Source organism: Aquibacillus albus, assembly GCF_016908325.1.
GTDB classification, from domain to species: domain Bacteria; phylum Bacillota; class Bacilli; order Bacillales; family Amphibacillaceae; genus Aquibacillus_A; species Aquibacillus_A albus.
Map to the genome: position 1 here is coordinate 21,016 of NZ_JAFBDR010000032.1, position 23,637 is coordinate 44,652.

Consider the following 23,637-nt stretch of genomic DNA (forward strand, 5'->3'; position numbering starts at 1 on the left):
ATGATAGAATGCCAGAACCTAGTGAAAATTTATAAAGTTGCTGATGAGTTAGAAGTTATGGCATTACAGGGACTCGATTTAACCGTTGATAAAGGGGAGTTGATGGGAATTATTGGAAGTAGTGGTAGCGGGAAATCAACACTACTAAACATGTTGGGAGGATTGGATCGTCCATCAGCAGGAAAATTAATAATAGATGGTAAAAATTTATTGCAAATGTCGGATAAAGCACTTGTTCAATATAAATTAGAGACAGTTGGGTTTGTATGGCAAAACAATGCGCGTAATCTCATTCCTTATTTAACAGCAAGACAAAATGTTGAATTGCCAATGTTATTAAAGGGAAAACGAAAAAAAGAATGGGCTACAGAGCTATTAGAGCTTGTTGGACTAGGCAATCGATTAAATAATCGTTTAAGTGAACTGTCAGGAGGAGAGCAGCAACGGGTTGCAATCGCGATTGCCTTGGCTAATAAACCACAGCTTTTGTTAGCGGATGAGCCTACAGGGAATGTTGATACAAAGACAGCAGATATTATTCTTGACCTGTTCCGTAAGCTTAATCGGGAGCTTGGTGTTACGATTGTTATCGTTACCCATGATATGCAGCTTACACAAAAAATGGACCGGGTAGTTGCGATTCGTGATGGTAGAACTTCTAGTGAGATATTAAGCCGTAAATATTTTGATGAAGCAATCATTGATGATTCAGAGTATGAGCAGGAGCATTCACATGTTGAGCTTGCTGTTCTGGACCAAGCAGGACGCTTACAAATTCCACGAGATTATTTAGAAGCGGTTGGATTTGAACCGGAAAACAATAAGGTACAAATAGAATTACAGGATGGAAGGATTGTGCTACTAAATCCAAAAGAGATACAAAAAGTAACTTGAAGGGCTAATTTTTAAATACATTACATTTCAAGTCATGTTTTTTAACTCGATACGTAATTTTATTGGTTATATGTTAGAAAATCAGTGGAATGTAGTTGGATGAAATGATTTTATAATAAATGTTGTTAGATAATATAACAACATCTCTTGACTGTAATGAGATAATTAAATAGAATATTAGATAAGAAAAGAAGATTTAAATACAGTAATTAGTTTTGTAAGTAGATAACGTTTATTGCATATACACAAATCAATGAATCTATTAGTCGAAGAATAATTCAAACTAAAAATATAATGCCAATGAAGGAGTGTCTATGGAAGAAACACTATCGTTGACAGCTCTGAAGCAAGAGATTATTCGGGTTTATAACTCTATTAACCAAGAGGTATTTAGTATAGGTATTAGTTCACATAGGATTGAAATTCTTGGTGACAAGGTTTTAATCTTTGTGAATCATAAACGAATACCTGCTCTTAAATCGTTAGATACGAGCAAAAGAGAGTTAACAAGATTGGTTGATAGAAGTTTAATGGAAGTAACTATCGATAAGCTCGCTGACGAGTTGTTTAAATTGATTGGTATTCCAATTGAAACAATTCTTAAGGATTATGATCCTTATTCGCAAAAAGCGGTAACGGTCATATACTTTAAGGAACCTCTTAAAGAGAGGTATAGTGATTAATGATTAGCAGGTAGGTAAGCCAATATGAGTTAGGCTTAAAGACCGCTTATCATGAATACACATCAGGTTATGGTTTTAATCCTGAGGTATCCATGATATGCGGTCTTTTTTATATATCCTTGGAAAGGAGGAGGAAGAATGACAAGTTGAAATGAATCTTCTCAGAATGGAAGGGGAAGTTCGTGATTTCTAACTGCAAAATAATGGACAAGAAAGGCTACAGCAGTATCTAGTTCCTGATTACAAGGAGAATAGAGAGACAAGCAGTATTTTGAACGTAAAAGATTAATTATAAAATAACAAGGGGGATAATCATGAATTCATTCAAAAAATTTAATAAGCTGTTTGTTGTTTGTTTTATTGTATTTGCGGTATTTTTGGCAGGTTGCAATAGTAACTCACAAGATTCAAGTGCAAATGAAGCCGCTGCTGCTCAAGATGAGGAAACGGATCAATCCTCAAGTTCTGCTAATGAAGAGACAGCAGATCAATCTTCAACGACAACAAATGAAGGAAAAGAAGTAGTCGAAGAGGTAACGGTCCGTTACTCTGAGGTACTCCGATCGATTTTTTATGCACCGAGTTATGTAGCAATGGGATTAGGATATTTTGAAGAGGAAGGAATCATTCTAGATATGGTTACTTCACAAGGCTCCGATAAAGGGGCAGCAGCAATCTTATCGGACACAGCAGATGTTGCATTGGTTGGTCCTGAAACAACCATATTCGTTAATAAAGAGGAAGGTTCAAAAAAGGTAAAAGTATTTTATCAATTGACAAGAACAGATGGATCCTTCCTACTTTCGAGAGATGAAATGGATAACTTTGATTGGTCACAGTTGAATGGAAAAACTGTTCTCGGTTGGAGACCTGGCAGTGCGCCACAAATGGTCATGGCTACACTGATTGAGGAAAAAGGACTAGATACAGAAGTAGTGACAAATATCGGTGCTCCGGCGTTAGCGGGTGCATTCCAGAATGGACAAGGTGATTACATTCAAGTATTTGAACCAGTAGCATCCCAGCTGATTTCATCCGGAAATGCTTATTATGCAGCATCTGTCGGTGAAGCAATCGGTGAATTTCCGTATACTTCGTTCATTGCATCAGATGAATACATTGCTGAAAATCCGAATGTCATTCAAAGATGGACAAATGCAGTGTATAAAGCTAGGTTATGGGTCGAGGAGCACTACCCGGAAGAAGTAGCAGAGGTTATTGCGCCATACTTTGAAGGTACGGACAAGGAGTTGCTTACCATGTCTGTTGAACGATACATGAATCAAGATACTTGGCCTTTAAATCCGGTGATGACTACTGATCAATATGAAATATTGGAAAACACACTAGTGGAATTTGACCTTGTTGGAGAAGATGAACGTGTTCCTTATGAAGAAGCTGTGGAACCGGCTTTCGCTGAGGAAGTAAAAGAATAAAACGGATAAGTGATTGTTCAAAAGTCGGTGGCAAAGTCTAAAAAAGGGGAGATTTACTAATGGCTCAAATCGAACTAAATGATGTATGCCTGCGCTACTTTACCATTAATGAAGAAACAGAGGCTCTTCGGAACGTAAACCTTTCTGTCGATGAGGGTGAATTTATCAGTATAGTTGGACCGAGCGGATGTGGGAAAAGCACGTTGCTTTCCCTCGTTTCCGGTGTTATCAAGCCGACAGAGGGAGAAGTGACTTTATTTGGAGAAAAATTAAAGGAGACTTCTGATCGTATCGGATATATGCTGCAGAATGATCATTTATTTGAATGGAGAAACGTCTTGAACAATCTTTTAGTTGGTGCAGAAATTCGTGGAATAAATAGGAAAGAAGCAAAAGAGAGAGCATTAGATTTATTAAATCGATACGGTATGGGAGACTTTGCTCATCATAGTCCAAAACAGCTCTCTGGAGGAATGAGGCAACGTGTGGCTTTGATTCGGACGTTGGTAATTCAGCCGGAGATACTACTACTCGATGAACCCTTTTCCGCTCTAGATTATCAAACAAGATTGACTTTATCTGATGAAATCTCCACTATTCTGCGTGAACAAAAGAAAACAGTAGTACTAGTTACACATGATATATCAGAAGCTATCGCGATGGCTGATCGGGTGATTGTCATGTCTAAGCGGCCAAGTTTTGTAAAAAGGGATTACAAAATCTCTTTTGCTGGTGGTCGTCCTTCTCCATTCTATACAAGACAAGCTCCAGAATATAATGATTATTTTAACGAGATATGGAAGGAGTTAGAGGAACATGTCCATGCCTAATAGAGAAGTTAATAATTTTTCGAGTCAGATGGCTACAGAAGCTGTAAAACAATCCAATGAACAAGAAAAACATCAAACGCCCTCCTATAGTAATAAATATTTGGATTTTTTAAAAAGACAAAGAAATAAAAATTTAAAAATTCAATTGACCCGATTATTAGTGTTGGTAGGAGTATTAGTCTTATGGGAGTTATCGGCCGTTTTTCAATGGGCTGATCCCATGTTAACAAGCAGGCCTTCGCAAATTGTGTCCTCCTTTGTTGAAATGGTTACAACAGGAACAATTTTCCAACACTTATGGATAACGAGTTTAGAAACAGTTATTGGCTTCGTGCTATCCATGACGCTAGGTATTATCATTGCAATTGGATTTTGGTGGTCGTCTTTTTGGTCTAATGTAATGGAACCTTATGTAGTAGTCCTTAATGCATTGCCGAAAGTAGCACTTGGCCCTATTTTTTATATCTGGCTAGGAGATCGCTTATCCATTTACGGTATGGCTATTGCCATTTCTATCATTGTAACAATCATCATGATAGAATCCGGGTTCAAAGAGATAACGAAGTCCAAAATGAAGCTTATGGAATCACTAGGAGCAACCCGTTGGCAAATGCTTAAAATGGTTTTATTGCCTGCTAGTATCCCGAACTTTGTAGCGACAATGAAAGTAAATGTTGGTTTAACACTAGTGGGTGTAATTATGGGTGAATTTTTATCCTCGAAGGCAGGGTTAGGATATTTAATTATCTATGGCGGCCAAGTGTTCCAAATGGACTTAGTTATGACAAGTATCGTTCTGTTGGCAGTTTTATCAGCAATTCTATATGGAATGGTGAACCTTATCGGAAAATTTTTGAAAAAACAGTATCAATTTGATTGATGGGTGTTCTTAAGATATATAGCCAGGGGAGATTAGGACTCCCCTTACAGCAAAATCAAAAGGGATGGTGTTCAGATTGTTAAATTATAAACAGGTAGACCCAACACATACGGCATTAGTCATTGTAGATGTACAAAATGACTATTGCGATTCAAAAGGCAATTTGGGAAAACAGGGATTAGACATTAGCATGGTTGATGAGATGATTGCTCCATTAGCAGAAACAGTTGCTCAAGCAAGAGAAAATGAGGTACCAATTATTTTTATCCAAACGATTCATGAACCAAGCACAGATTCTGTAACGTGGGCAAATCGATTAAGGGATGCCAACCAGGAAGGGATATGTCGGAAAGATACATGGGGTGCTGAATTCTATAAAATAAAGCCGAAAAAGGAGGATATTATTGTAATTAAACACCGGTATAGCGCATTTATCAATACGAGGCTTGATTCAGTATTACGAAGCTTAAATATAAAATCATTAATTGTGACTGGTGTTAGCACAAACGTTTGTGTGGAATCAACCGCTCGTGATGGATTTATGCTTGACTATGATATCGTTTTGTTATCTGATTGTACCGCTGCATACTCTAAAGAGGCTTATGAGATGACGTTAAAAAATATTGATCAATACTTTGGTTCCGTTTGTGAATCAAAGGATGTGATTGAAAGCTGGCACGCACTAGAAAAAACTTCATAACTTCTTAGCACAGTATATAAAGCAGGTGTCTGTAAATGAGAAAGGCTGAAGCAAGTCAAGTATATGTGAACACGCAATCTAAACAAAAATTAGTGTCACCTATCCTTATCTTATTGTCTGTTTGTCCTGGAACATTTTTATCTCACTTTTCGGCAGGGCTAGTTAACATTGCCTTGCCTGATTTATCGCTATACTTTCAGGCTGAACTCGGATTAACCCAATGGATTGTTACGGGTTATCTATTAATGGTTATGCTTTGTTTGCCCATTATGGGGAAGCTATCCGACCAATATGGCAAAAGGCGAATACATAACATGGGTTATTACGTTTTTGGTACTGGAATTCTTTTATCTGCACTTTCTTTTTCACTTGGGTTCTTACTGGCTGCTCGAGTGATTCAGGGAGCTGGGGCAGCTATGCTGCAAGCGGCGAATATGGCTATTATTACGGAAAGCTATCCAGATGAAAAGAGAGGGAAAGCATTAGGAATTATAGGGACAGCTGTTGGGGTTGGAGCTTTGCTAGGTCCATCTGTGGGCGGTTTGCTTATTAACTGGTTTTCTTGGCAACTCTTGTTTTGGATTCAATTACCTATTGTGATTGTCTCGATTGTACTAGCGACCCGTTTTATTCCAAAAGATAAACCAGCACAAAAGGGCGGTTCTTTTGATTATATTGGTGCGGCTCTATTCGGTATTGCCTTAACGTTAAGCATTTTTGTATTGAATCAAATTGGAGAAGGTGAAGTTAATTCCCATTTATGGCTTATTTGCTTTATTGCAGCTGCGAGCTTTGTTGTTTTTTTTAGATGGGTTACGAAGAAAAAGGAACCTTTCATTAACTTGAAGGTATTAGCTCCACCAATGGTAGGAGCAGGGAGCTTTATTATCGTTATTAGCTATATGGCAACTTTTTCAGCCATGGTTGTTATTCCCTTTTACTTAAGAGGAATCTTAGAAATTTCACCATCTTTATCAGGTCTGTTGCTAATGAGTTATCCATTATTACTAGCAGTTATTGGTCCAATTAGTGGTACTTTTTCTGATCGCTTTGGCAGCTATATTGTCGTTTTAATCGGCCTTAGTACGATGATTGCTTCTTTGTTAGGGTTAACTCTTTTATCAAATACTACACCATTACTTTTTGTTATATTTCTACTATGCTCATTAGGCTTTGCAATGGGAATATTGACTTCACCTAATTATAATTTGATGATAGGTTATATTCCGATTCAATATTTAGGATTTATGACTAGTACGATTGCTTTATTAAGAAACTTTGGCATGATCCTTGGTACTGCAATTGGTGTTACTTTTATGAATCTATTTGTTGATGGTTCGATTACAGAATGGATGCTGGCAAAGGATGAAACAAATATAGGAAATGTCATGCTGGGTTTTCGTAGCTTTTTCTTACTTGTAGCAATCCTGACGATTGTTGCTACAGGTTATCTTATTATAAAACATAGAAAAATGTCTAAGAAAAAAGAAATATCTTTTGATTAGACTGTTTTCTAAATAATGCGCAATAACTATTACATGGATTTACTTTCTTCCAGTTCTTTTCAATCGAGTGCCATACAATCGCTTCGGCATCGTTACCATCACACGAAGAAAATTGACTTTATTTTCGGGTAGTCTACGTTTATTTCCTACGATGTATAGTGGATTTATATATTCGTGTAATTCATCAAGAAAAAAGAGCAGAAACTAAACGAAAAGCAGACATTCGTGTAATTCATCAATGAAAATGGGCAGAAACTAAACGAAAAGCAGACATTCGTGTAATTCATCAATGAAAATGGGCAGAAACTAAACGAAAAGCTAATATTCGTGTAATTCATCAATGAAAATGAGTAGAAACTAAACGAAAAGCAGAGATTCGTGTAATTCATCAATGAAAATGAGTAGAAACTAAACGAAAAGCTAATATTCGTGTAATTCATCAAGAAAAAAGAGCAGAAACTAAACGAAAAGCTAACATTCGTGTAATTCATCAATGAAAATGGGCAGAAACTAAACGAAAAGCTAACATTCGTGTAATTCATCAATGAAAATGAGTAGAAACTAAACGAAAAGCAGACATTCGTGTAATTCATCAAGGAAAAAGAGCAGAAACTAAACGAAAAGCAGACATTTAATCAGTAGGAGGCTGAGATGTTGCCCGCGGAAAGCGACTGCCCGTAGTGGAAATCAACATAGCAGTTATTGCACATTATAGGTCAATTATGTATTAAAAAAGCACTTATTGAATAGGTGCTTTTTAATGAGGAAAGTTTGTAATAGTTTCATCGTTTAGTTGATGCTTATTGATAAACTGAGTGTAGTTAGATGGTGGGAATTAGAATTGCTTGAGCAGAAAATCATGGGTATGGAAGAGGATATTCAATCATTGGAGAGATCAATTCCCCGGAGTAGATAATTACGCTTGCTTAAACAATTATATAAACGATTAGCTGAGTGTTAAAGCCTGGAATGAATATACTAGACTTTTCTAATTAAAAGGAGTCTTAAATCATGTTTGATACGATTACATACCTGAAAACAGGGAATGAAAAACAACAAAAAGCCTATTCGGTCATACGAGAGTTAGGAATTATCGATGACTTGTTAGAATACCATCCAACCCTTTGTGGTACGGTACCTATTGGTGTTGACACAGAAGAATCAGACCTCGATATAATTTTTGAAGTTTATGATGGTACCCAATTCGAGAAAAAGTTAGTTGCACTATATGGAGATAAACGAGGATTTCGTTTTAAAAATTTTTTCATAAGAGATTTATCTGTTGTGAAAACGAACTTTTTCTACAAAGGATTTGAATTTGAGTTATTTGGTCAACCCCAGCCTGTGAAACAGCAATATGCCTATATCCATATGGTTATCGAACATGCTATCATGGAAGAATTTCCACATGTAAGAGAACAAGTAATTCGATTAAAACAAGAGGGGCTTAAAACAGAACCAGCTTTTTGTGAGGTGTTGGGGTTGACGGGTGATCCATACTTACAACTGATAGAGTATGGGAAAGAAAAAGGATTCTTCTATAATTAGAACAAAAGGTGGTGTGTTTCAACCTAAGTAAACAATGATAAACCACTGCTTCAAAAGTAGTGGTTTATCATAATAGGCCAAAGTGAATATTGTTATTGTTCCATTAAATTATTTACAGAAACGCTTTGCTTGTTTTGTGGGTTATTTAGGGAATGAATTGTTGCTACCCCATTACTTTGGTCGACATGTTCAATGTAAATCTTTTCCCCATTACAGATCACGTTAGACATCACTGGAGAAGAAGCAATTTCTTGTGCTCGCTTTGCATCCATTTAAAGCCACCTCCTTACACATTATTTTCACAGTTTTACTATTTGTTTGGATAGCTCCATTTATACTTGTGTTTTTACATTCGCTTTTTAAAAAGAGTTGCCACAATACCTTCGTTCCGTTCCACTCACTTTTTCTCGGTACTGCAGAATCTTAAACGTTCAGTTAATAATCTTTTATTAATACCTCTTTTGGACATTCTAAGAATGGGTGATGAAAAATGAAGGCTACCGAATTAGAAAGTAAACGGTTTGATAAAGCATTAGATGAAATCATTGACCTTTTTAATAATCTGGAGAATGATGAACCAATTATCCGGTTTAGTCAGGATGTGTTGGACAATATTGAACGAGCGAAGAAGAAATATGGAGATGATATGGTTAACGAAAAAATAAACACCGTTGTCCATGAAATGCTTTCTTGGCTTGACTTAGAAGGCGTTTCCTTAGATGAAGAAGAAAGTGATGAAGAAAACAATGGAGAAAATGAAGAAAAAAATGAATAATCGTTTCACCTACGCATAAAAATGTAATTTTCTGTAAATCATGGTAGGAAGAAATATTCAATTAATCATTTAAATGCCTCAAATCAAAAGGTGAAACGATGAATAAACAAAATCCCTACTTTCAGAATAAAAGGCATATATTGCAAAAAACAACTGCAATCACTAGTAATCAATTGCATTTTAGATCTCCATGGATGGTTGCATGGTGGTCATTAGCGTTTCCTGGATTTGGTCACTTTATAGTCAATAGCTATTTATGGGGATTTATTTTAATGAGCTTCGAGTATATGTTTAATACAATGAGTAAGATTAACTTATCTATTTTCTTTTCGATGCTAGGAGATTTTGAACAAGCAAAGCAAGTCATCAATGTCCAATGGTTTTTTCTTTATATTGTTGTATATGTATTTTCTGTTTGGGACAGTTATCGTAGAACCATTGACAATAATAAAGTATATCAATTGGCCTATAAAGAAGTAGAAAACATTGCACCAACACAGTTTTCCGTATTTGAAATAAATGTTCTAGAAAAGAAGAAGCCATGGATTGCGATGGTCTGGTCGTTTTTACTGCCCAGCTTGGGGTATATTTATCTTCAAAGAATTTGTACTTTTTTATTTAATATTGTTTGGTGGATTGTTATCCTCTATTTTTCTCGGTTCCCTGAAGGATTGTATTTAACGATGATTGGCAATTTTGAAGAAGTAAAGAAGTTATTAGATCCGCAATGGATTTTATATATCCCATCAATTTATGCTTTTACCTTATACAATACATATGCATTTTCAGTTGAAAACAATAAGCTGTTTGATATGTCCCAATCAAGGTATTTGAAAAATGAATATCAATCAAATCAGCTTTGTCACTTCTATCAGAAATAAGGAGATATAATATGGATGTTGTTGCTTCTTTTGAATATTCCACAGAATTAGAACTATGCTTGAAGAAGCTTGAGGGGATGGGTGTAGAAAAACATCATATTGTCGCAATCCCACTAGATGAAAATGAGGAAAAGCCTCAATTATTTGATACAACCCACCATTCCGATGGGGTTAGTTTGATGGATCTGGGATTAATTATAGGCTGTATTTTTATGTTGTTAGGTTCTATTTACGGTTTTATATTAGACTGGGGGCCAATTATTTGGGGATTAATTGGTTTAGTTGCAGGAATAGGTCTTGGTATTATCATTAAAATAATCTTTATCAGGAAGCAATCGAAAAAAAAGAAATGGACTAGCGGACGTAGCACGGAAGTCTTTATAACGATAAGATGTACGGAAAAACAAATAGAAAAGGTAAGAGATATCCTATTTAAACACCGTGCACTAGGGGTAGGGATTCTTGATGTTAAGACTGTTGATTAATGAAATAAAAACCTGTAATAGATAAAAATATTTTTCTAATCATCGACCATTATATATGTTATCCTAGAAAGAGAACGTTTTCTTTTTGCACGTAATCTGGATAGTATTGTGGAAATGAGGGGAAAACATGAGCTGTAAGGGATGCGCTGCTTCAGTTAGAATGTCCAATAAAGAAGTTGATAAATTAGTAGAAGAACAACTAATGCTAGAAATCGATGTAGTTGATGACAATGTGTATAATGAAAGACTAGAGCATTGTGTTGAGTGTCCGTCACTTGTGTATGATACAACTTGTAGTCATTGTGGTTGCTTCGTAAAATATAGAGCAAAGCTGGCTTATAAGGAGTGCCCTCATCCAAAAGGTCCAAAATGGAAAAAGCTTCAACCAAGTTAAATATAGAGAATTATTTAATAGAGGAAGAGCGAACTTGATATTCAGGTTCGCTTTTATAATGGAAAGAAAAACTTTCTCTATGATATAATTATCTTGAATTTGAGATAATATGGGTTGATAATTGATATTATAGTACGAGGTAAATGGGCAACCTATAAAATAGATTAAAATCTCAGTTGGAGGAGATAAGATGAACGGAATAAAAGGATTACATCACGTTACTGCGATCACAAGTAGTGCAGAGAAAAACTACGAATTTTTCACGTATGTGCTAGGTATGCGTTTAGTTAAAAAAACGGTTAATCAGGATGATATTCAAACCTATCATTTATTTTTTGCTGATGATAAGGGTAGTGCAGGAACTGATATGACCTTTTTTGATTTTCCAAATATTCCAAAAGGTGTGCATGGTACAAATGAAATCTCAAAAACATCTTTTCGTGTACCTGACGACGCCGCATTAGATTATTGGGTAAAACGGTTTGATAAGTATGACGTAAAGCATAAGGGGATAGAGGAACAGTTTGGTAAGAAGACACTATCTTTCGTTGATTTTGATGAGCAGCAATATCAGTTAATTTCTGATCAACAAAATGAAGGAGTAGTTTCAGGGACACCTTGGCAAAACGGGCCAGTTCCACTGGAGTATGCCATCACAGGTTTAGGGCCCATTTTTATTCGTACTTCACATTTTGAATATTTTAAAGATGTGATGGAAAAAGTTCTTCTCTTTAAAGAAATTGACAAAGATGGCTCTATCCACTTGTTTGAGGTTGGAGAAGGAGGGAATGGTGCACAGGTGATTGTAGAAGATAACGTCATTCTTCCTTCGGCTCAACAGGGCTATGGAACTGTTCATCATGTCGCTTTTCGTGTTGATGACCGTGCGGAATTAGATGAGTGGATTAAGCGAATGCCTAAATTTGGATTTCAAACTTCAGGTTATGTTAACCGCCACTTTTTTGAATCTCTATACACAAGGGTGGCACCGCAAATTTTATTTGAATTTGCAACAGATGGGCCAGGATTTATGGGAGATGAACCCTATGAAACCCTTGGCGAAAAGTTATCATTACCTCCATTCTTAGAACCCAAAAGAGAACAAATTGAAAAAGCCGTACGTCCAATAGACACTGTTCGTAGTACAAAGGAATTTGAAAAAGAATATCTATAAGAGGATGTTCATAAAATCCGGGAAAAATCACCTTGAACTTCTTCGTTGCACTTTTGGTCCACTTTTTTAAACACGCACTATACGTTAGATAAGGCACTAATCGATATTGGTTAGTGTCTTTTGGTGTTTTACAGTTAGCAAACACAGTTGCTATAACAGGTGTAGAGCGGTTGGGTTAATTGTATAAACCTTTTATTTTGAATGAAAATCGCTAAATTGGTTAAAACAAGGTTAACAATATAATTATTGGAATAGTGGTGATTTTATGAGGGAAGTCAAGCAAAAAAATTTTTGTAAACAATGTCAAAAACGCACACTACATGTTATACGAGAAAGCGCATTAGAAATTGAGTATGAGTGCCTGGAGTGTGAGGGGAAGCAAGAGGTTGTTAAAACATTTTTTTAGGAACAAATTTTTAGTAGAAAAGGCTCAAATCCAAGTGATTTGGGCTATTTTTCATTTCGCTTTGCTTCATTCTGAATAATCTATGGATGAATCACAAATTTAATTTTTTTCGGAGGTTTTTTGGAATGAAGTACGAAATCACAAGGGATTATATTGAAGTTGGAAATTCCCGCCCAGGTGAGAAACTGGATGAAGTGAAATTTATCGTTAGTCACGATACTGGGAACCCGGGTTCAACTGCTTATGCAAATCGAAATTATTTCGCTAACACGCAACCTAGTGCATCGTCTCATACGTTTATCGACGATCAGTATATACTTGAAATTATTCCGTTAGACGAAAAGGCATATCATGTTCGTTCCAATGTTCCAGAGGATAATCGTCGTTTTGGAGCCAATGCAAACAATGCGGCGATAGGTGTAGAACTTGCTTTTGGTGGAAGTATCAATTTTTCAGAGGCTTATGATCGTTATGTTTGGTATCATGCTTATTTATTAGATCGATTTAATCTTGAAGCGGGTACGGATATTGTCGCGCATAGCACATTAGATCCTTCGCGTCGTACAGACCCACAAAATGCTTTGCATCGAAATGGAGTCTCTTGGGATCAGTTCATTAACGATGTTAAGCAAATGTATGACGCAGAATTTAGCGCAGAGGAGACCGGAGAATCAGATGTATTGGGTGAGTCAGTTGAGTTGCCATTAAGCATAGGCGATGAAGGTCCATTTGTTCGCGAGATTCAACAGGATCTGATTCGTGCTGGTTTTTCGTTACCACGTTATGGTGCAGACGGGACATTTGGGGAAGAAACAGAAGGAGCTGTCATGCAATTTCAACGAGCACACGGTTTGACTGTGGACGGATTAGTCGGACCAATAACACTCGAAAAGTTAAATGAAGTGCTTGATGAGGGTCAAACAACGGAAAATTTTTCCTTACCTTCAGGAATTTTACGCCAAGGTGATGAAGGAGAGGCTGTGAAACAACTGCAACGGGCACTGAAACAGGTCAACTTTGATCCTCAAGGGATTGATGGAATTTATGGACCGAATACGGAGGATGCAGTGAGGAGGTTCCAATCGATGCATCGGGACTTAGAAAATGATGGAATCTATGGACCAGAAACACGAAGATTCCTACGGATGGAATTAGACGATCTTGCATAATGGTAAGGGGTGAGCTATGGACCATTATAGCTCACTCTTTCCATTTTAAGCATAAGGAATGATTGAGTTTTAGAGGGGAAAGGATTACTTTTAAAAAATGAAAAAGAGGCTGTCCCTTTGCTTTTGGGAAAGCCTCTTTAAAAGTACAAATGTTAACGCAATTCTTCAGGTATTAGGTTTGGTCCAACGTGGTACTGAACGTTTCCGTCTTGATCAAGTACAAACCAATAATATTCATATTCCTGTGTATAAACACTCACAGCTAGTTGATTTTCTAATGTCATTAATCCGCCAGCTACAGGATAATCAGAAAGCTGGGTAACTGATGATCCATCTTTTTGCATTTTATATAAATGCCATTCTTCTGGTTCCGTATAGTAAATCCAATCATTTTTTACTTTAAAGGAAACAATCGGATGGTTCGTAACGGTTTCTAAGTTTGTTCCATCGAGGTTTACTTTATATAATTGATTGTCTTCATTATTTATGAAATAAACCGATGTACCAGAAATATCAAATTCACGGACTTTATCTGCTATTTTTTGTTTTTCTGTCCCATCTAATTTCACTTTATGCAGTTCAGCATTTTCGTTCATATACAATACTTCATCATTATACAAATGAGCTACTGTACCACTAGCTAATTCTTTTTCTTCTAATCCATCCGTATTTGCTGTGTACACTTTATTTTCCTTAGTATAGACCATCGTATCATCTACGACTGAAAGCCATATTGCAGGGCCATTGACGATTTTTTCTCTTTCTGTTCCATTAATCGTCATTTTATAAATGGATTGGTCGTATGCATTAATGTAATAAATCCAGTCATACACCACATTCATATTAAAAACGTCATCGACTTCATGTGAGGACAATTCTTCAGGGACGGAATTTACATCATCAGACTTCCATTTAGAAATTCCTTGGTCTCCATAGTATGTCCAACCATTTTCAGAAGTGAAGTTTCCACTATTTAAAATATTGCCAAACTCATTCCCTTTATTTGGAGGGATAAGGTCTGGATTTAACACTTTTGCAAGAAAGACAGAGAAATGCTCCCTGGAAAGCTTCACACCTGGTTTAAAGGTTCCATCAGGATAACCTGTTGTAATTTTATTAGCAGCTAAGGTGTTAATTACCTCATAAGACAAGTGATCTGCTGGAATGTCTTCAAACTGGATCAATGTAGATCCTTCCATATTAAAAGCATTAACTAGAATTGCTGCCATTTGTCCTCTTGTAAGTGGAGCCCATGGATCAAAAATAGAGCCATTATTTTTTCCAACAATAAAACCTAATTCTACTGCTTTTGCTACATACTCATAACCATAATCACCTGGGCCAATATCTGTGAAACCAGGATCTTCTACTTGATCTGCATCAGGTTCGATATCTAAAGCATTCAAAATCATTTGAACTGCTTGCATTCTTTTTACATTACCAGTTGGTTTGAATGTTCCGTCTCCATAGCCTTGGATAATATCATTGCTAGATAGATAGTTTATCTCTTCAACATAGTTGGTCACATCATTAAAACTGCTCGTATTAGCAAGCGCATGACTAGCACCAACGAATATGGTTAGCGATGAAATAACTGCAATTAGTACCTTTTTCAACTTTTTTACCTCCTATGATGGAATATATCATTAATATATCATTATAGTAGCATGAAAAATATTATAGTTGCGACAAGCGCCCAAACTACATATATTTACCATGTGATATAGAAATATTAAGAAAAAACTACTTTTTTATCAACTATTTAAGTGATTGTTGCAAGTAAGGCGTTCAATATGCGCCAATTATTTCCCGAGAAATAGACAATCTCTAACTGTTTGGAAATATTTGTTTATAAAAACTCGTCATTAATTGTGTTATCGTTAGTCACGTTGAAAACTTTTTAGGGGGAATAATCATGCGTAAGTCTATTTACTTTTTAATGACTTCTATACTTATTGTTGTACTTTCTGCTTGTGGGAAAAGTGCAAAGGAAACCTACACAGAAGCTTACTCGGAGTTAATGGATGCATCATCGTATGAGTCAACATCAACGATTGATCTTCATTTATCGTCTGACAGTACAAACAACACGCCTGATACACAAATGATTTTAGATATGATAAATAATGCTGAAATAACATTAGATACTAAAGTTGATATGGAACAAGAAATTAGTGAAATTGATTTTCAGGTTGCGATGAATCAAGGGCCTATTTCTTTTCATTTAGAGTTACCTATGCAGTTTAATATGGAAAATCAAAGGGTTTATATTGCTACAGAAACAATATCAGAAGCAATGATGATGTTTCCTGTTTTACCACTTCCGCAGGACTTTACGTTTGATAAAGAGTATATCGAACTAGATGTTAGTTCTGAAGTTGATACAGAGGATCAGCAGCAGATAGAGCAGCAACTTCGTGAGGAAATCAATGGCACTATTCGAGATTTAACAGAAGACGCATTTATAGAAAATAATGATACGATTGAATTATCACTCGAAGGGGAAGACCTTCAGAATATAATTGCATCTATTCTAGAGTTTTCAATGGAACAAAGTGATGAAGTGATACCAGATACAGATAAGAAAGAAGTAGAAACAATTCTAGACGCAATTACGTTTCAACATTTTAACATGAAAGCAACGATTGACGGTGGCAAGATTGTAAAAGAAGATATTTCCGTTGCAATGGATGTTGAAGAATCGAACGAAAAAATGGAGATTGCTGTTGATTTGTCTACTGAGTATAAAAAGATAAATGAACCAATAGATTTTAATTTGAAGCCAACCAGTGAAAACACGATGACTCAGCTGGAGTTAGAAGAGCAGCTTAATGAAGTGATGATAGATTCCATGATGAACCCATCAATGGGTCAATAATATTTTAAGTGCAAAAAAACAGATCCCTCAGTTTAGAGGGATCTGTTTTGATGTTTCATAATATGCTATTCAATGGACCGCCTATTCTACGTTAAATTCTTGAGAAACTTCATATTTTTTCCCTGTTTTTGGAGTCATCCAAGCAGAAAGGGTGTAGTTACCTGGAGATAGACCAATTTCATTTATATCTATTGTATATTCAAGTTTTTCTCCTGGCTTCACTTTTTCTTCGCCTACTACCTGTAGAAAAGAAGCTAAGCTAGAAAATAAATAAATCTGTTCTCCTTTGTCATTATAAACGGCATAATCAAATCGTTGTGAGCTTGAAAACTCTAATGTTACTTCATTTTTCGATTGATTAGTAATAGTATAAGAAAAGATAAGAGGAGAAGTTTCTTCCAATGATGGCACCATTTCACCAACTTTCTCGTCGTTTTGATTATTGTTTTTGCTTGCGTCTACATTACCTACCCCACATCCTACCAACAATAAACTAAAGATACTGAACAATACGATGAAGCCTTTTCTTATCATTTTTATTTCCTCCTTCTGGGAAACATGATTATTTAATTTTTTCATTTATATAGTCGCGTAATCCTCTTAATTAGTTACAAATTAACACCTGGCGCACTCAAATTATCGTGTTTAGTATGTGGATGCAGTCAAATATGAATACAGTTAAAATCCAAAAAATAGGTATAAGTGTCGTCGAATTAGAAGACAGGACAAGGGGGCGTAGAATTCAGTGTAATTAGTGTAACGAGAATCCAGCAAATCAAATTAGGGTAGCAAGAGTTGAACAAGCTGATCGTCAATCGTGGCGGTTTTTTTCTTTTTTGGTATATATATTCTGAGGAGTTTATGTGTATTTCCTCATAGCGTTTCCTTAAAATTAAACTTTCAAAATCCAAAAATGGCTTTTTCTTTACGATATCGACAGGAAGCTAAATAATAACCTTGAAAGCATACAAAATGGTAAAATGAGGGGAATCACAAAAAAGTAGGTGGCATATTTGCAGAGTATTAGTAGGTATTTTAACAAGTATGGAATTTTACTGATTGCACTAGTTTTTATTACAGGTATGGCGGGTACACGACCATTGGTGCCGTTACTATCTGATCAATTACAAGCGAATAAAGCAGAGATTGGTGTTATTGTGGCTCTTTTTGCGTTACTTCCTTTTTTCTTTGCTATTAAGATAGGCCAACTAGTTGATCGAATAGGTTATAAGAAACCACTAATAATCAGCGCATTCTTTACTTCAATTGCGTTAAGCTTACCTCTTTTTTTACCAGGTTTATTCTTTATTTACATATCTCAAATCATCGCAGGTATTTCTCATACTGTATTTGCTGTTTCTGCTCAAACATCTGTTAGTCACACAGGAAAAAACAATGAAGGTATTATGATTTTTAGCATTGGAGTTGCACTAGGTAGCTTTACAGGACCAATGCTAGGTGGAGTTATTGCAGATATTTGGAGCTATCCAGTTGCCTTTGGATTTTTAGCCTGCTTTGGTCTACTTGCTAGTATTCTTTCTATATTTATCAAAGAAAAAGCCACAACCAAAAGTTCCGAACAGCATCCTAAATTACTTCACTCTCTCCGACTACTAAAGATTAAAAATCTGAGAGTCGCTTTTTTAGTTAGTGTCCTAATTTTGTTAGGTAAAGATATGTACACTGCCTATTTTCCATTACTAGCTCAGGAGTATGGACTATCTAGTTCAACGATAGGATTGATTGTTTCTCTAAATGCATTGGGTGGTATTTTTATTCGTTTTTTTATGTCTAAGCTATCTGGCAAGTATAGTATGAAGAAGATTATGTTAGCTTCTATATTTGCGTCAAGTGTTTTATTTATACTATTACCGTTCTTTAATAGTGTCCTATTATTAGGATTGTTATCATTCATTCTTGGGCTTGGGTTAGGGATTGGTCAACCATTATCGATATCAACAACAGTTAATGCGTTACCTGAGGAACGAGTAGGGGAAGGATTGGGATTAAGATTAACAGCTAATCGCTTAACACAGCTTTCCGGGCCAGTACTTTTTGGAAGCATTGCACAAATAGTAAGCATAGCAAGTGTATTCTGGATATTAGGTGTTATCGTGTTTTTAGGTGGCTTGAAGGTAAAATTATCTAGGTAATAGTGATAATACATAGGAAAAGTCATTTACCAATTCGAATGGTATTCAATTTTCTTAATACTTCATCCGTTATCCAAAAGAACAAAGAAACAATTAAAGCAGAAATAATAGCTGCATCAACATTATAATCCAACACAGGAAAGTGCGAATTCATCGGAAACAACAAACCAAATACTGAACCAAAGAAAATATGAATTAAAAAGGCTGTAAAACTTCGTAATTTCCCCCTTAATTTTTTTGTTACATAGTCTGATAGGAAGGTAACCGGAACTCCATAACCCAAAACAGGAATTGCCACCAAAAAGCTGATCATACCAGACATTACAACTAGCTCTAAAGGGTTCTTCCATTCTCCAAAAAAAACCCCAAATATTAACATAAGTGAAATAGGAGTGGCCAAAATAACAGTTATTACTTTCCTCTTTATCATTTAGCTCCTCCTTTTTGAATTAATTAGCTATGAGAACTCCATAGATTTGAGATTTAAAGTGAATTTTCAACTTACACGATTTTGAAATCGAGGATTAATGGTAATCATATTTATTCCTCCACCATCTTTTAAATGAGATCTTGCGCATCTTAACAAGGGAAGCATTCACAAGGTAAGTGTCTTGTCTTTTTTGAAAAACTCATGGAATATTATGTTAATATTAAACTATCTGGTAGTAATGCTCAAGAAGTATAGATGAAATTATGATGGGAAGGTGATTTATTTGAATAGAACGAACACGAAAAATGATGTAGATAGAGATGATTTAGCCATTGAAGCTTCTGGACTCGTTAAAAAATTTGGGGAAAAACGAGCGGTAGACGGTATAGATCTGAAAGTTCGCAGAGGGACAGTATACGGTTTCCTTGGGCCGAACGGTGCAGGAAAAACAACAACGATCCGAATGCTAGCAACATTATTAAAGATTGATAGTGGAAGTGCGAAAATACTTGGACATGACCTTGTTCAAGAAACAGAGGCAGTCCGAAGTCGAATTAGTCTTACTGGACAATTCGCTTCTGTTGATGAGGACCTCACTGGATTGGAAAACCTCATTTTTATTGCCCGTCTTTTGGGGTGTTCAAGGAGACAAGCGAAGGAAAGAGCAAATGATCTACTTAACGCTTTTGGACTTGAGGAAGCAGCAAAAACTCAAGTGAAAAAATATTCTGGTGGTATGAAACGTCGAATTGATATAGCTGCAAGTATTGTGATTACACCAGATATACTGTTTTTAGATGAGCCAACGACTGGGTTAGACCCCCGTAGCCGTAATCAAGTATGGGATATTGTTAGGGCTCTTGTGAAACATGGCACGACTGTATTATTAACCACTCAATATCTAGATGAAGCTGATCAGCTAGCTGATAGAATAGCGGTTATTGATAAAGGTAAAATTATTGCAGAAGGTACGAGTGGTCAGCTTAAAGCGTCTATTGGATCAGGTAGGCTTCATGTACGACTTCTCAATCCTGATTTACGACCACAGGCTCAGCAAATTCTAGCAGACGAATTAAATACGTCCATTCAATTATTGTCAGATCCTACAGCACTTTCAGCACTTGTTTCAAATGCTGATCGGGTAGCATACGCTTTAGGTGAATTGGCTCGTTCCAATATTACTGTTACTGATTTTTCGCTCGGTCAGCCTAGCTTAGATGAAGTCTTTCTCACATTGACGGAACGACAAACTGATAGTGAAGGGAAAACTCAGGAGGTTCAATCATGACCAATCCATCATTACAGGAACAAATTCATACGGATACAGAAAATAGATCGAACAATCATAGTACAGATGATTCCTTAGATCAAGTGATAACAAATTACATACCTCATTCTAGAGCCAATGGAATCAAAACATCACTAACCTTTGCATGGCGAGCGTTACTTAAAATAAAATACGTGCCTGAGCAACTTATGGATGCGACCATTTTTCCAATAATGTTTCTATTAATGTTTACTTACCTATTTGGGGGTGCCATTGCTGGATCTACTTCTGACTACCTACAGTTTCTCCTACCTGGTATTCTCGTACAAACAATCGTTACAATTACGATGTACACAGGGATTGAATTAAATAATGACATCAGGAAGGGGATTTTCGATCGATTTCGTTCTTTACCAATTTGGCGTCCATCAGTTCTCGTTGGTGCCTTACTTGTTGACACCGTGCGATATTCTTTGGCAGCATCAATTATGATTGGATTAGGTTTAGTGCTCGGTTTCAGACCAGATGGAGGCTTTCTTGGTGTTCTCATAGCAATGGCATTGTTACTTATTTTTGCCTTCAGTTTGTCCTGGATATGGACAACGCTTGGAATGATCATGCGAACAGAAAAAGCGCTCATGGGTGTTAGCATGATGGTCATGTTTCCTTTAACGTTTGTTAGCAATGTATTTGTTGATCCAGAAACTTTACCACCCTGGTTGCAAACAGTGGTTGAAGTCAATCCAATTTCTCTTGTAGTAACAGGAATACGTGGTTCGATGCACGGTTTCGTAACGCTAGAAGATATTAGCTGGGTGCTTTTATGGTCGGCGATTATTATAGTTATATTTGCGCCACTAACAATGTATTTATATCAAAAAAAGAAGTAATGTATTAAGATAAAATTTTTTAGGAAGCCTAAAGGTCATCGATTTATGTATATATGGGAGTAGAAGGTCATTGATGGTCATAAGAATATATTTTGTCGGAGGGTATATCTTGAAACAAGTAACTTATTTAACTAGGCAGTAATATTGGGATTATCGTTAGTAATATCTGCTTTTATATTCAGCAATACTCTTACGAATTCATCGAGTGAAATTAGTAATACACAGACTACAACAACTTATACTAAATCCTTAGTAAATTGCAAATAATGATTGTAAAAAAGGAAGGAAGGTTGTTCCTTTGAATACTTTGCGCGTTCTTTGTCTTTTTTCCTTCATTATATTAGTCGCATTTGTGCCTGGGGAAACACATGACTCGAAACAGCTACCTGTGCCAAATGAAAATCCGTTAGCGTATCAAATAGATCAGCTAATAAAGAATAGTTCCGTTACTGATGGTTCTGCAGTAGGTATTAGTATTCGTTCTGCAAAAACAGGTGAACTTATTTATGAACATGGTGGAAATCAACGATTAAGACCAGCATCAAATATGAAGCTGTTAACTGCAGCTGCAGCACTATCTATTTTGGGAGAGAATTACCGTTTTTCAACAGAGTTAGTCACGGACGGAAAAATTTCAGGAAATATAATAGAAGGAAATCTATATTTAAAAGGAAGTGGCGACCCAACATTATTACCTTCAAATATGGAAGATTTCGCAAAAACTCTACATGACAAGGGGATAACAAATGTTGACGGTAATGTTATTGCTGATGATACATGGTATGACGATGTTCGTTATTCTCCGGATTTAATATGGAGTGATGAACATACATACTATGGTGCTCAAATCTCAGCATTATCTATATCCCCTGATTTTGATTATGATGCCGGTACTGCTATTATTCATGTTGCACCTTCATCTGTCGGTAAAAAGCCAAGAGTAACTGTTGAACCAGCGAATAATTACTTATCGATCTTAAATAATAGTAGAACCATTGATGAAGATGACGAAGAAGAATTAAACATTTATCGAGAACATGGAAAGAATGTTATTAAGATTGAAGGCACAATAGCTGTCGATAATCCAGGTGAAAGGGAATGGATTTCTGTTTGGGATCCAACAGCTTATGCTTTTCATATGTTTCAGCGTGCTCTAGGTCAACAGGCTATTTCATGGAGTGGGGAAATAAAACAAAGCGGTGCTCCAGAAAATACACAAGTGTTACACACCCATGAATCAATGCCGTTATCTCAATTAATAATTCCTTTTATGAAGCTAAGTAATAACACGCATGCAGAAGTTCTCATAAAAGAACTAGGAAAAGTGATAAAAGATAAAGGGAGCTGGGATGCTGGATTAGACGTATTAAAAAGTGAAGTTGTTAAACTAGGGATTAGTACGGAGCACTCGGTAATCAGAGATGGATCTGGCATTTCTCATATCAATTTACTCCGTGCGAATGATATTACTAACCTATTATATTCGGTACAGAATGAGCCGTGGTTTCATGCGTTTAGAGATGCTTTACCGGTTGCAGGTGAAGAGGATAGGAAGATTGGTGGTACATTGCGTTATCGAATGAAGGACTTAATGATTGAAGGAAGAGTTAAAGCAAAAACTGGAACGATTTCTACGGTTAGTTCGTTATCTGGTTATATAGAAAGGGAGGATAAGGAAAACATTATTTTTTCTTTCCTTATTAATAATGTAGTGGATGAAGATAAAGCAAAAGAGTTAGAGGATAAACTCGTATTTCTTTTAGTGGAGTATTATTAGTTAAGTTACATCATATTTAGTATCGCTAAATCTTTGGAGAAAGTCTTAGTTTCACTTATATATCAAGTATAAAATGTAGTTGACCTTATTATGTTTTTCGTGTTACATTGGTTTGGTCGCTTTTAAAGCAAGTGACAACGAGGTCAAAACAAAATGAAAAAAAAGATTGAAAAAGGTTATTGACTTCTACGAAGTTTAGTGGTATGATTATTTATGTCGCCAACAAAAGTAAAAAAAACGAGCGACAAAATAAATAACAATAAGTTATTGAGTTCTGCGAAAATATATGATATAATAATTGTTGTCGCGTTAAAGAGCGACCGTTCATTTGATCTTTGAAAACTGAACAAAACAACCAGTATGTTAAATAGAAAGCGTAGGCGACTGGTCAAGGAGCCGAAGCTGGATTAAGAAAGAAATGCTAGTCAAGTTATTGAGTAAGCAAACTCAACTTTATCGGAGAGTTTGATCTTGGCTCAGGA

23 protein-coding genes and 1 pseudogene are annotated in these 23,637 nt (G+C 36.0%); 20 read left to right on the plus strand and 4 right to left on the minus strand.

What is annotated here, in order from left to right; all coding sequences use genetic code 11:
• The 8 genes from JOC48_RS19315 to JOC48_RS19350 all read left to right on the plus strand — a co-directional run bounded on the left by JOC48_RS19315 (position 1) and on the right by JOC48_RS19350 (position 8,476).
• On the plus strand, positions 1–894 hold the full coding sequence (locus JOC48_RS19315; protein WP_204502048.1) for an ABC transporter ATP-binding protein: 894 nt from the start codon (positions 1–3) through the stop codon (positions 892–894).
• Positions 895–1,208: 314 nt separating this feature from the next.
• Positions 1,209–1,577: a Na-translocating system protein MpsC family protein gene (locus JOC48_RS19320; RefSeq protein WP_204502049.1), complete on the plus strand. Its 369-nt coding sequence runs from the start codon at positions 1,209–1,211 to the stop codon at positions 1,575–1,577.
• A 314-nt stretch (positions 1,578–1,891) separates the two neighbouring features.
• Positions 1,892–3,013: an ABC transporter substrate-binding protein gene (locus JOC48_RS19325; RefSeq protein ID WP_204502050.1), complete on the plus strand. Its 1,122-nt coding sequence runs from the start codon at positions 1,892–1,894 to the stop codon at positions 3,011–3,013.
• A 59-nt stretch (positions 3,014–3,072) separates the two neighbouring features.
• Positions 3,073–3,843 (plus strand): ABC transporter ATP-binding protein, encoded by a 771-nt coding sequence (locus JOC48_RS19330; RefSeq protein WP_204502051.1) that lies wholly within the window; start codon positions 3,073–3,075, stop codon positions 3,841–3,843.
• Positions 3,830–4,723: an ABC transporter permease gene (locus JOC48_RS19335; protein WP_239584486.1), complete on the plus strand. Its 894-nt coding sequence runs from the start codon at positions 3,830–3,832 to the stop codon at positions 4,721–4,723. Before JOC48_RS19330 ends, JOC48_RS19335 begins: the two co-directional genes overlap by 14 nt.
• A 67-nt stretch (positions 4,724–4,790) precedes the next feature.
• Complete coding sequence (locus JOC48_RS19340; protein ID WP_420829234.1) at positions 4,791–5,423, plus strand: cysteine hydrolase family protein; 633 nt, start codon at positions 4,791–4,793, stop codon at positions 5,421–5,423.
• A gap of 35 nt (positions 5,424–5,458) precedes the next feature.
• Entirely contained in the window at positions 5,459–6,928 is a 1,470-nt protein-coding gene (locus JOC48_RS19345; RefSeq protein WP_204502053.1) for an MFS transporter, read from the plus strand.
• A 1,011-nt stretch (positions 6,929–7,939) separates the two neighbouring features.
• On the plus strand, positions 7,940–8,476 hold the full coding sequence (locus tag JOC48_RS19350) for a DUF4269 domain-containing protein (protein ID WP_204502054.1): 537 nt from the start codon (positions 7,940–7,942) through the stop codon (positions 8,474–8,476).
• Positions 8,477–8,568: 92 nt separating this feature from the next.
• Here the strand turns inward: JOC48_RS19350 and JOC48_RS19355 are convergent, their stop codons facing one another.
• Positions 8,569–8,748 (minus strand): small acid-soluble spore protein H, encoded by a 180-nt coding sequence (locus JOC48_RS19355; protein WP_204502055.1) that lies wholly within the window; start codon positions 8,746–8,748, stop codon positions 8,569–8,571.
• A 218-nt stretch (positions 8,749–8,966) separates the two neighbouring features.
• On the opposite strand from JOC48_RS19355, the gene JOC48_RS19360 reads away from it, so the two are divergent.
• From JOC48_RS19360 to JOC48_RS21410, 7 genes and pseudogenes are all read left to right on the plus strand, one after another.
• Complete coding sequence (locus JOC48_RS19360) at positions 8,967–9,251, plus strand: protein mistic (protein ID WP_204502056.1); 285 nt, start codon at positions 8,967–8,969, stop codon at positions 9,249–9,251.
• A gap of 98 nt (positions 9,252–9,349) precedes the next feature.
• The gene (locus tag JOC48_RS19365) at positions 9,350–10,132 is read left to right on the plus strand and encodes a hypothetical protein (protein WP_204502057.1); all 783 of its coding nucleotides are present in this window, start codon (positions 9,350–9,352) and stop codon (positions 10,130–10,132) included.
• Between the two features lie 11 nt (positions 10,133–10,143).
• Positions 10,144–10,617, plus strand: coding sequence for a hypothetical protein (locus JOC48_RS19370; protein ID WP_204502058.1), 474 nt, complete (start codon positions 10,144–10,146; stop codon positions 10,615–10,617).
• A gap of 127 nt (positions 10,618–10,744) precedes the next feature.
• Positions 10,745–11,011, plus strand: a complete 267-nt coding sequence (locus JOC48_RS19375) for a DUF6171 family protein (RefSeq protein WP_204502059.1) — start codon at positions 10,745–10,747, stop codon at positions 11,009–11,011.
• A gap of 190 nt (positions 11,012–11,201) precedes the next feature.
• A complete protein-coding gene (locus JOC48_RS19380; protein ID WP_204502060.1) occupies positions 11,202–12,185 on the plus strand; it encodes a ring-cleaving dioxygenase in 984 nt (327 codons plus the stop codon).
• Positions 12,186–12,716: 531 nt separating this feature from the next.
• Positions 12,717–13,229 (plus strand): annotated as a pseudogene (locus JOC48_RS21405) (peptidoglycan recognition protein family protein); the annotation flags it as partial.
• Positions 13,224–13,760, plus strand: a complete 537-nt coding sequence (locus JOC48_RS21410; RefSeq protein ID WP_239584490.1) for a peptidoglycan-binding domain-containing protein — start codon at positions 13,224–13,226, stop codon at positions 13,758–13,760. The pseudogene JOC48_RS21405 and the gene JOC48_RS21410, both read left to right, overlap by 6 nt.
• A 152-nt stretch (positions 13,761–13,912) precedes the next feature.
• Here the strand turns inward: JOC48_RS21410 and JOC48_RS19390 are convergent, their stop codons facing one another.
• Positions 13,913–15,376 (minus strand): DUF5050 domain-containing protein, encoded by a 1,464-nt coding sequence (locus JOC48_RS19390; RefSeq protein ID WP_204502062.1) that lies wholly within the window; start codon positions 15,374–15,376, stop codon positions 13,913–13,915.
• Positions 15,377–15,675: 299 nt separating this feature from the next.
• On the opposite strand from JOC48_RS19390, the gene JOC48_RS19395 reads away from it, so the two are divergent.
• Entirely contained in the window at positions 15,676–16,638 is a 963-nt protein-coding gene (locus JOC48_RS19395; protein WP_204502063.1) for a hypothetical protein, read from the plus strand.
• 81 nt (positions 16,639–16,719) lie between these two features.
• Here JOC48_RS19395 and JOC48_RS19400 read toward each other — a convergent pair whose 3' ends face one another.
• Positions 16,720–17,172, minus strand: coding sequence for a BsuPI-related putative proteinase inhibitor (locus JOC48_RS19400; RefSeq protein ID WP_204502064.1), 453 nt, complete (start codon positions 17,170–17,172; stop codon positions 16,720–16,722).
• A 470-nt stretch (positions 17,173–17,642) separates the two neighbouring features.
• On the opposite strand from JOC48_RS19400, the gene JOC48_RS19405 reads away from it, so the two are divergent.
• The gene (locus JOC48_RS19405) at positions 17,643–18,791 is read left to right on the plus strand and encodes an MFS transporter (RefSeq protein WP_204502065.1); all 1,149 of its coding nucleotides are present in this window, start codon (positions 17,643–17,645) and stop codon (positions 18,789–18,791) included.
• A gap of 22 nt (positions 18,792–18,813) precedes the next feature.
• Here JOC48_RS19405 and JOC48_RS19410 read toward each other — a convergent pair whose 3' ends face one another.
• Positions 18,814–19,221 carry a hypothetical protein gene (locus JOC48_RS19410; protein WP_204502066.1) on the minus strand — a complete coding sequence of 136 codons (408 nt, stop codon included), beginning with the start codon at positions 19,219–19,221 and terminating at the stop codon, positions 18,814–18,816.
• 283 nt (positions 19,222–19,504) lie between these two features.
• Here JOC48_RS19410 and JOC48_RS19415 point away from each other — a divergent pair, with 283 nt between their 5' ends.
• From JOC48_RS19415 to dacB, 3 genes are all read left to right on the plus strand, one after another.
• Positions 19,505–20,509, plus strand: a complete 1,005-nt coding sequence (locus JOC48_RS19415; RefSeq protein WP_204502067.1) for an ATP-binding cassette domain-containing protein — start codon at positions 19,505–19,507, stop codon at positions 20,507–20,509.
• Positions 20,506–21,378: an ABC transporter permease gene (locus JOC48_RS19420; protein ID WP_204502068.1), complete on the plus strand. Its 873-nt coding sequence runs from the start codon at positions 20,506–20,508 to the stop codon at positions 21,376–21,378. Before JOC48_RS19415 ends, JOC48_RS19420 begins: the two co-directional genes overlap by 4 nt.
• A gap of 298 nt (positions 21,379–21,676) precedes the next feature.
• Positions 21,677–23,155, plus strand: a complete 1,479-nt coding sequence (gene dacB / locus JOC48_RS19425) for a D-alanyl-D-alanine carboxypeptidase/D-alanyl-D-alanine endopeptidase (protein WP_239584488.1) — start codon at positions 21,677–21,679, stop codon at positions 23,153–23,155.
• Positions 23,156–23,637 lie beyond the last annotated feature (482 nt).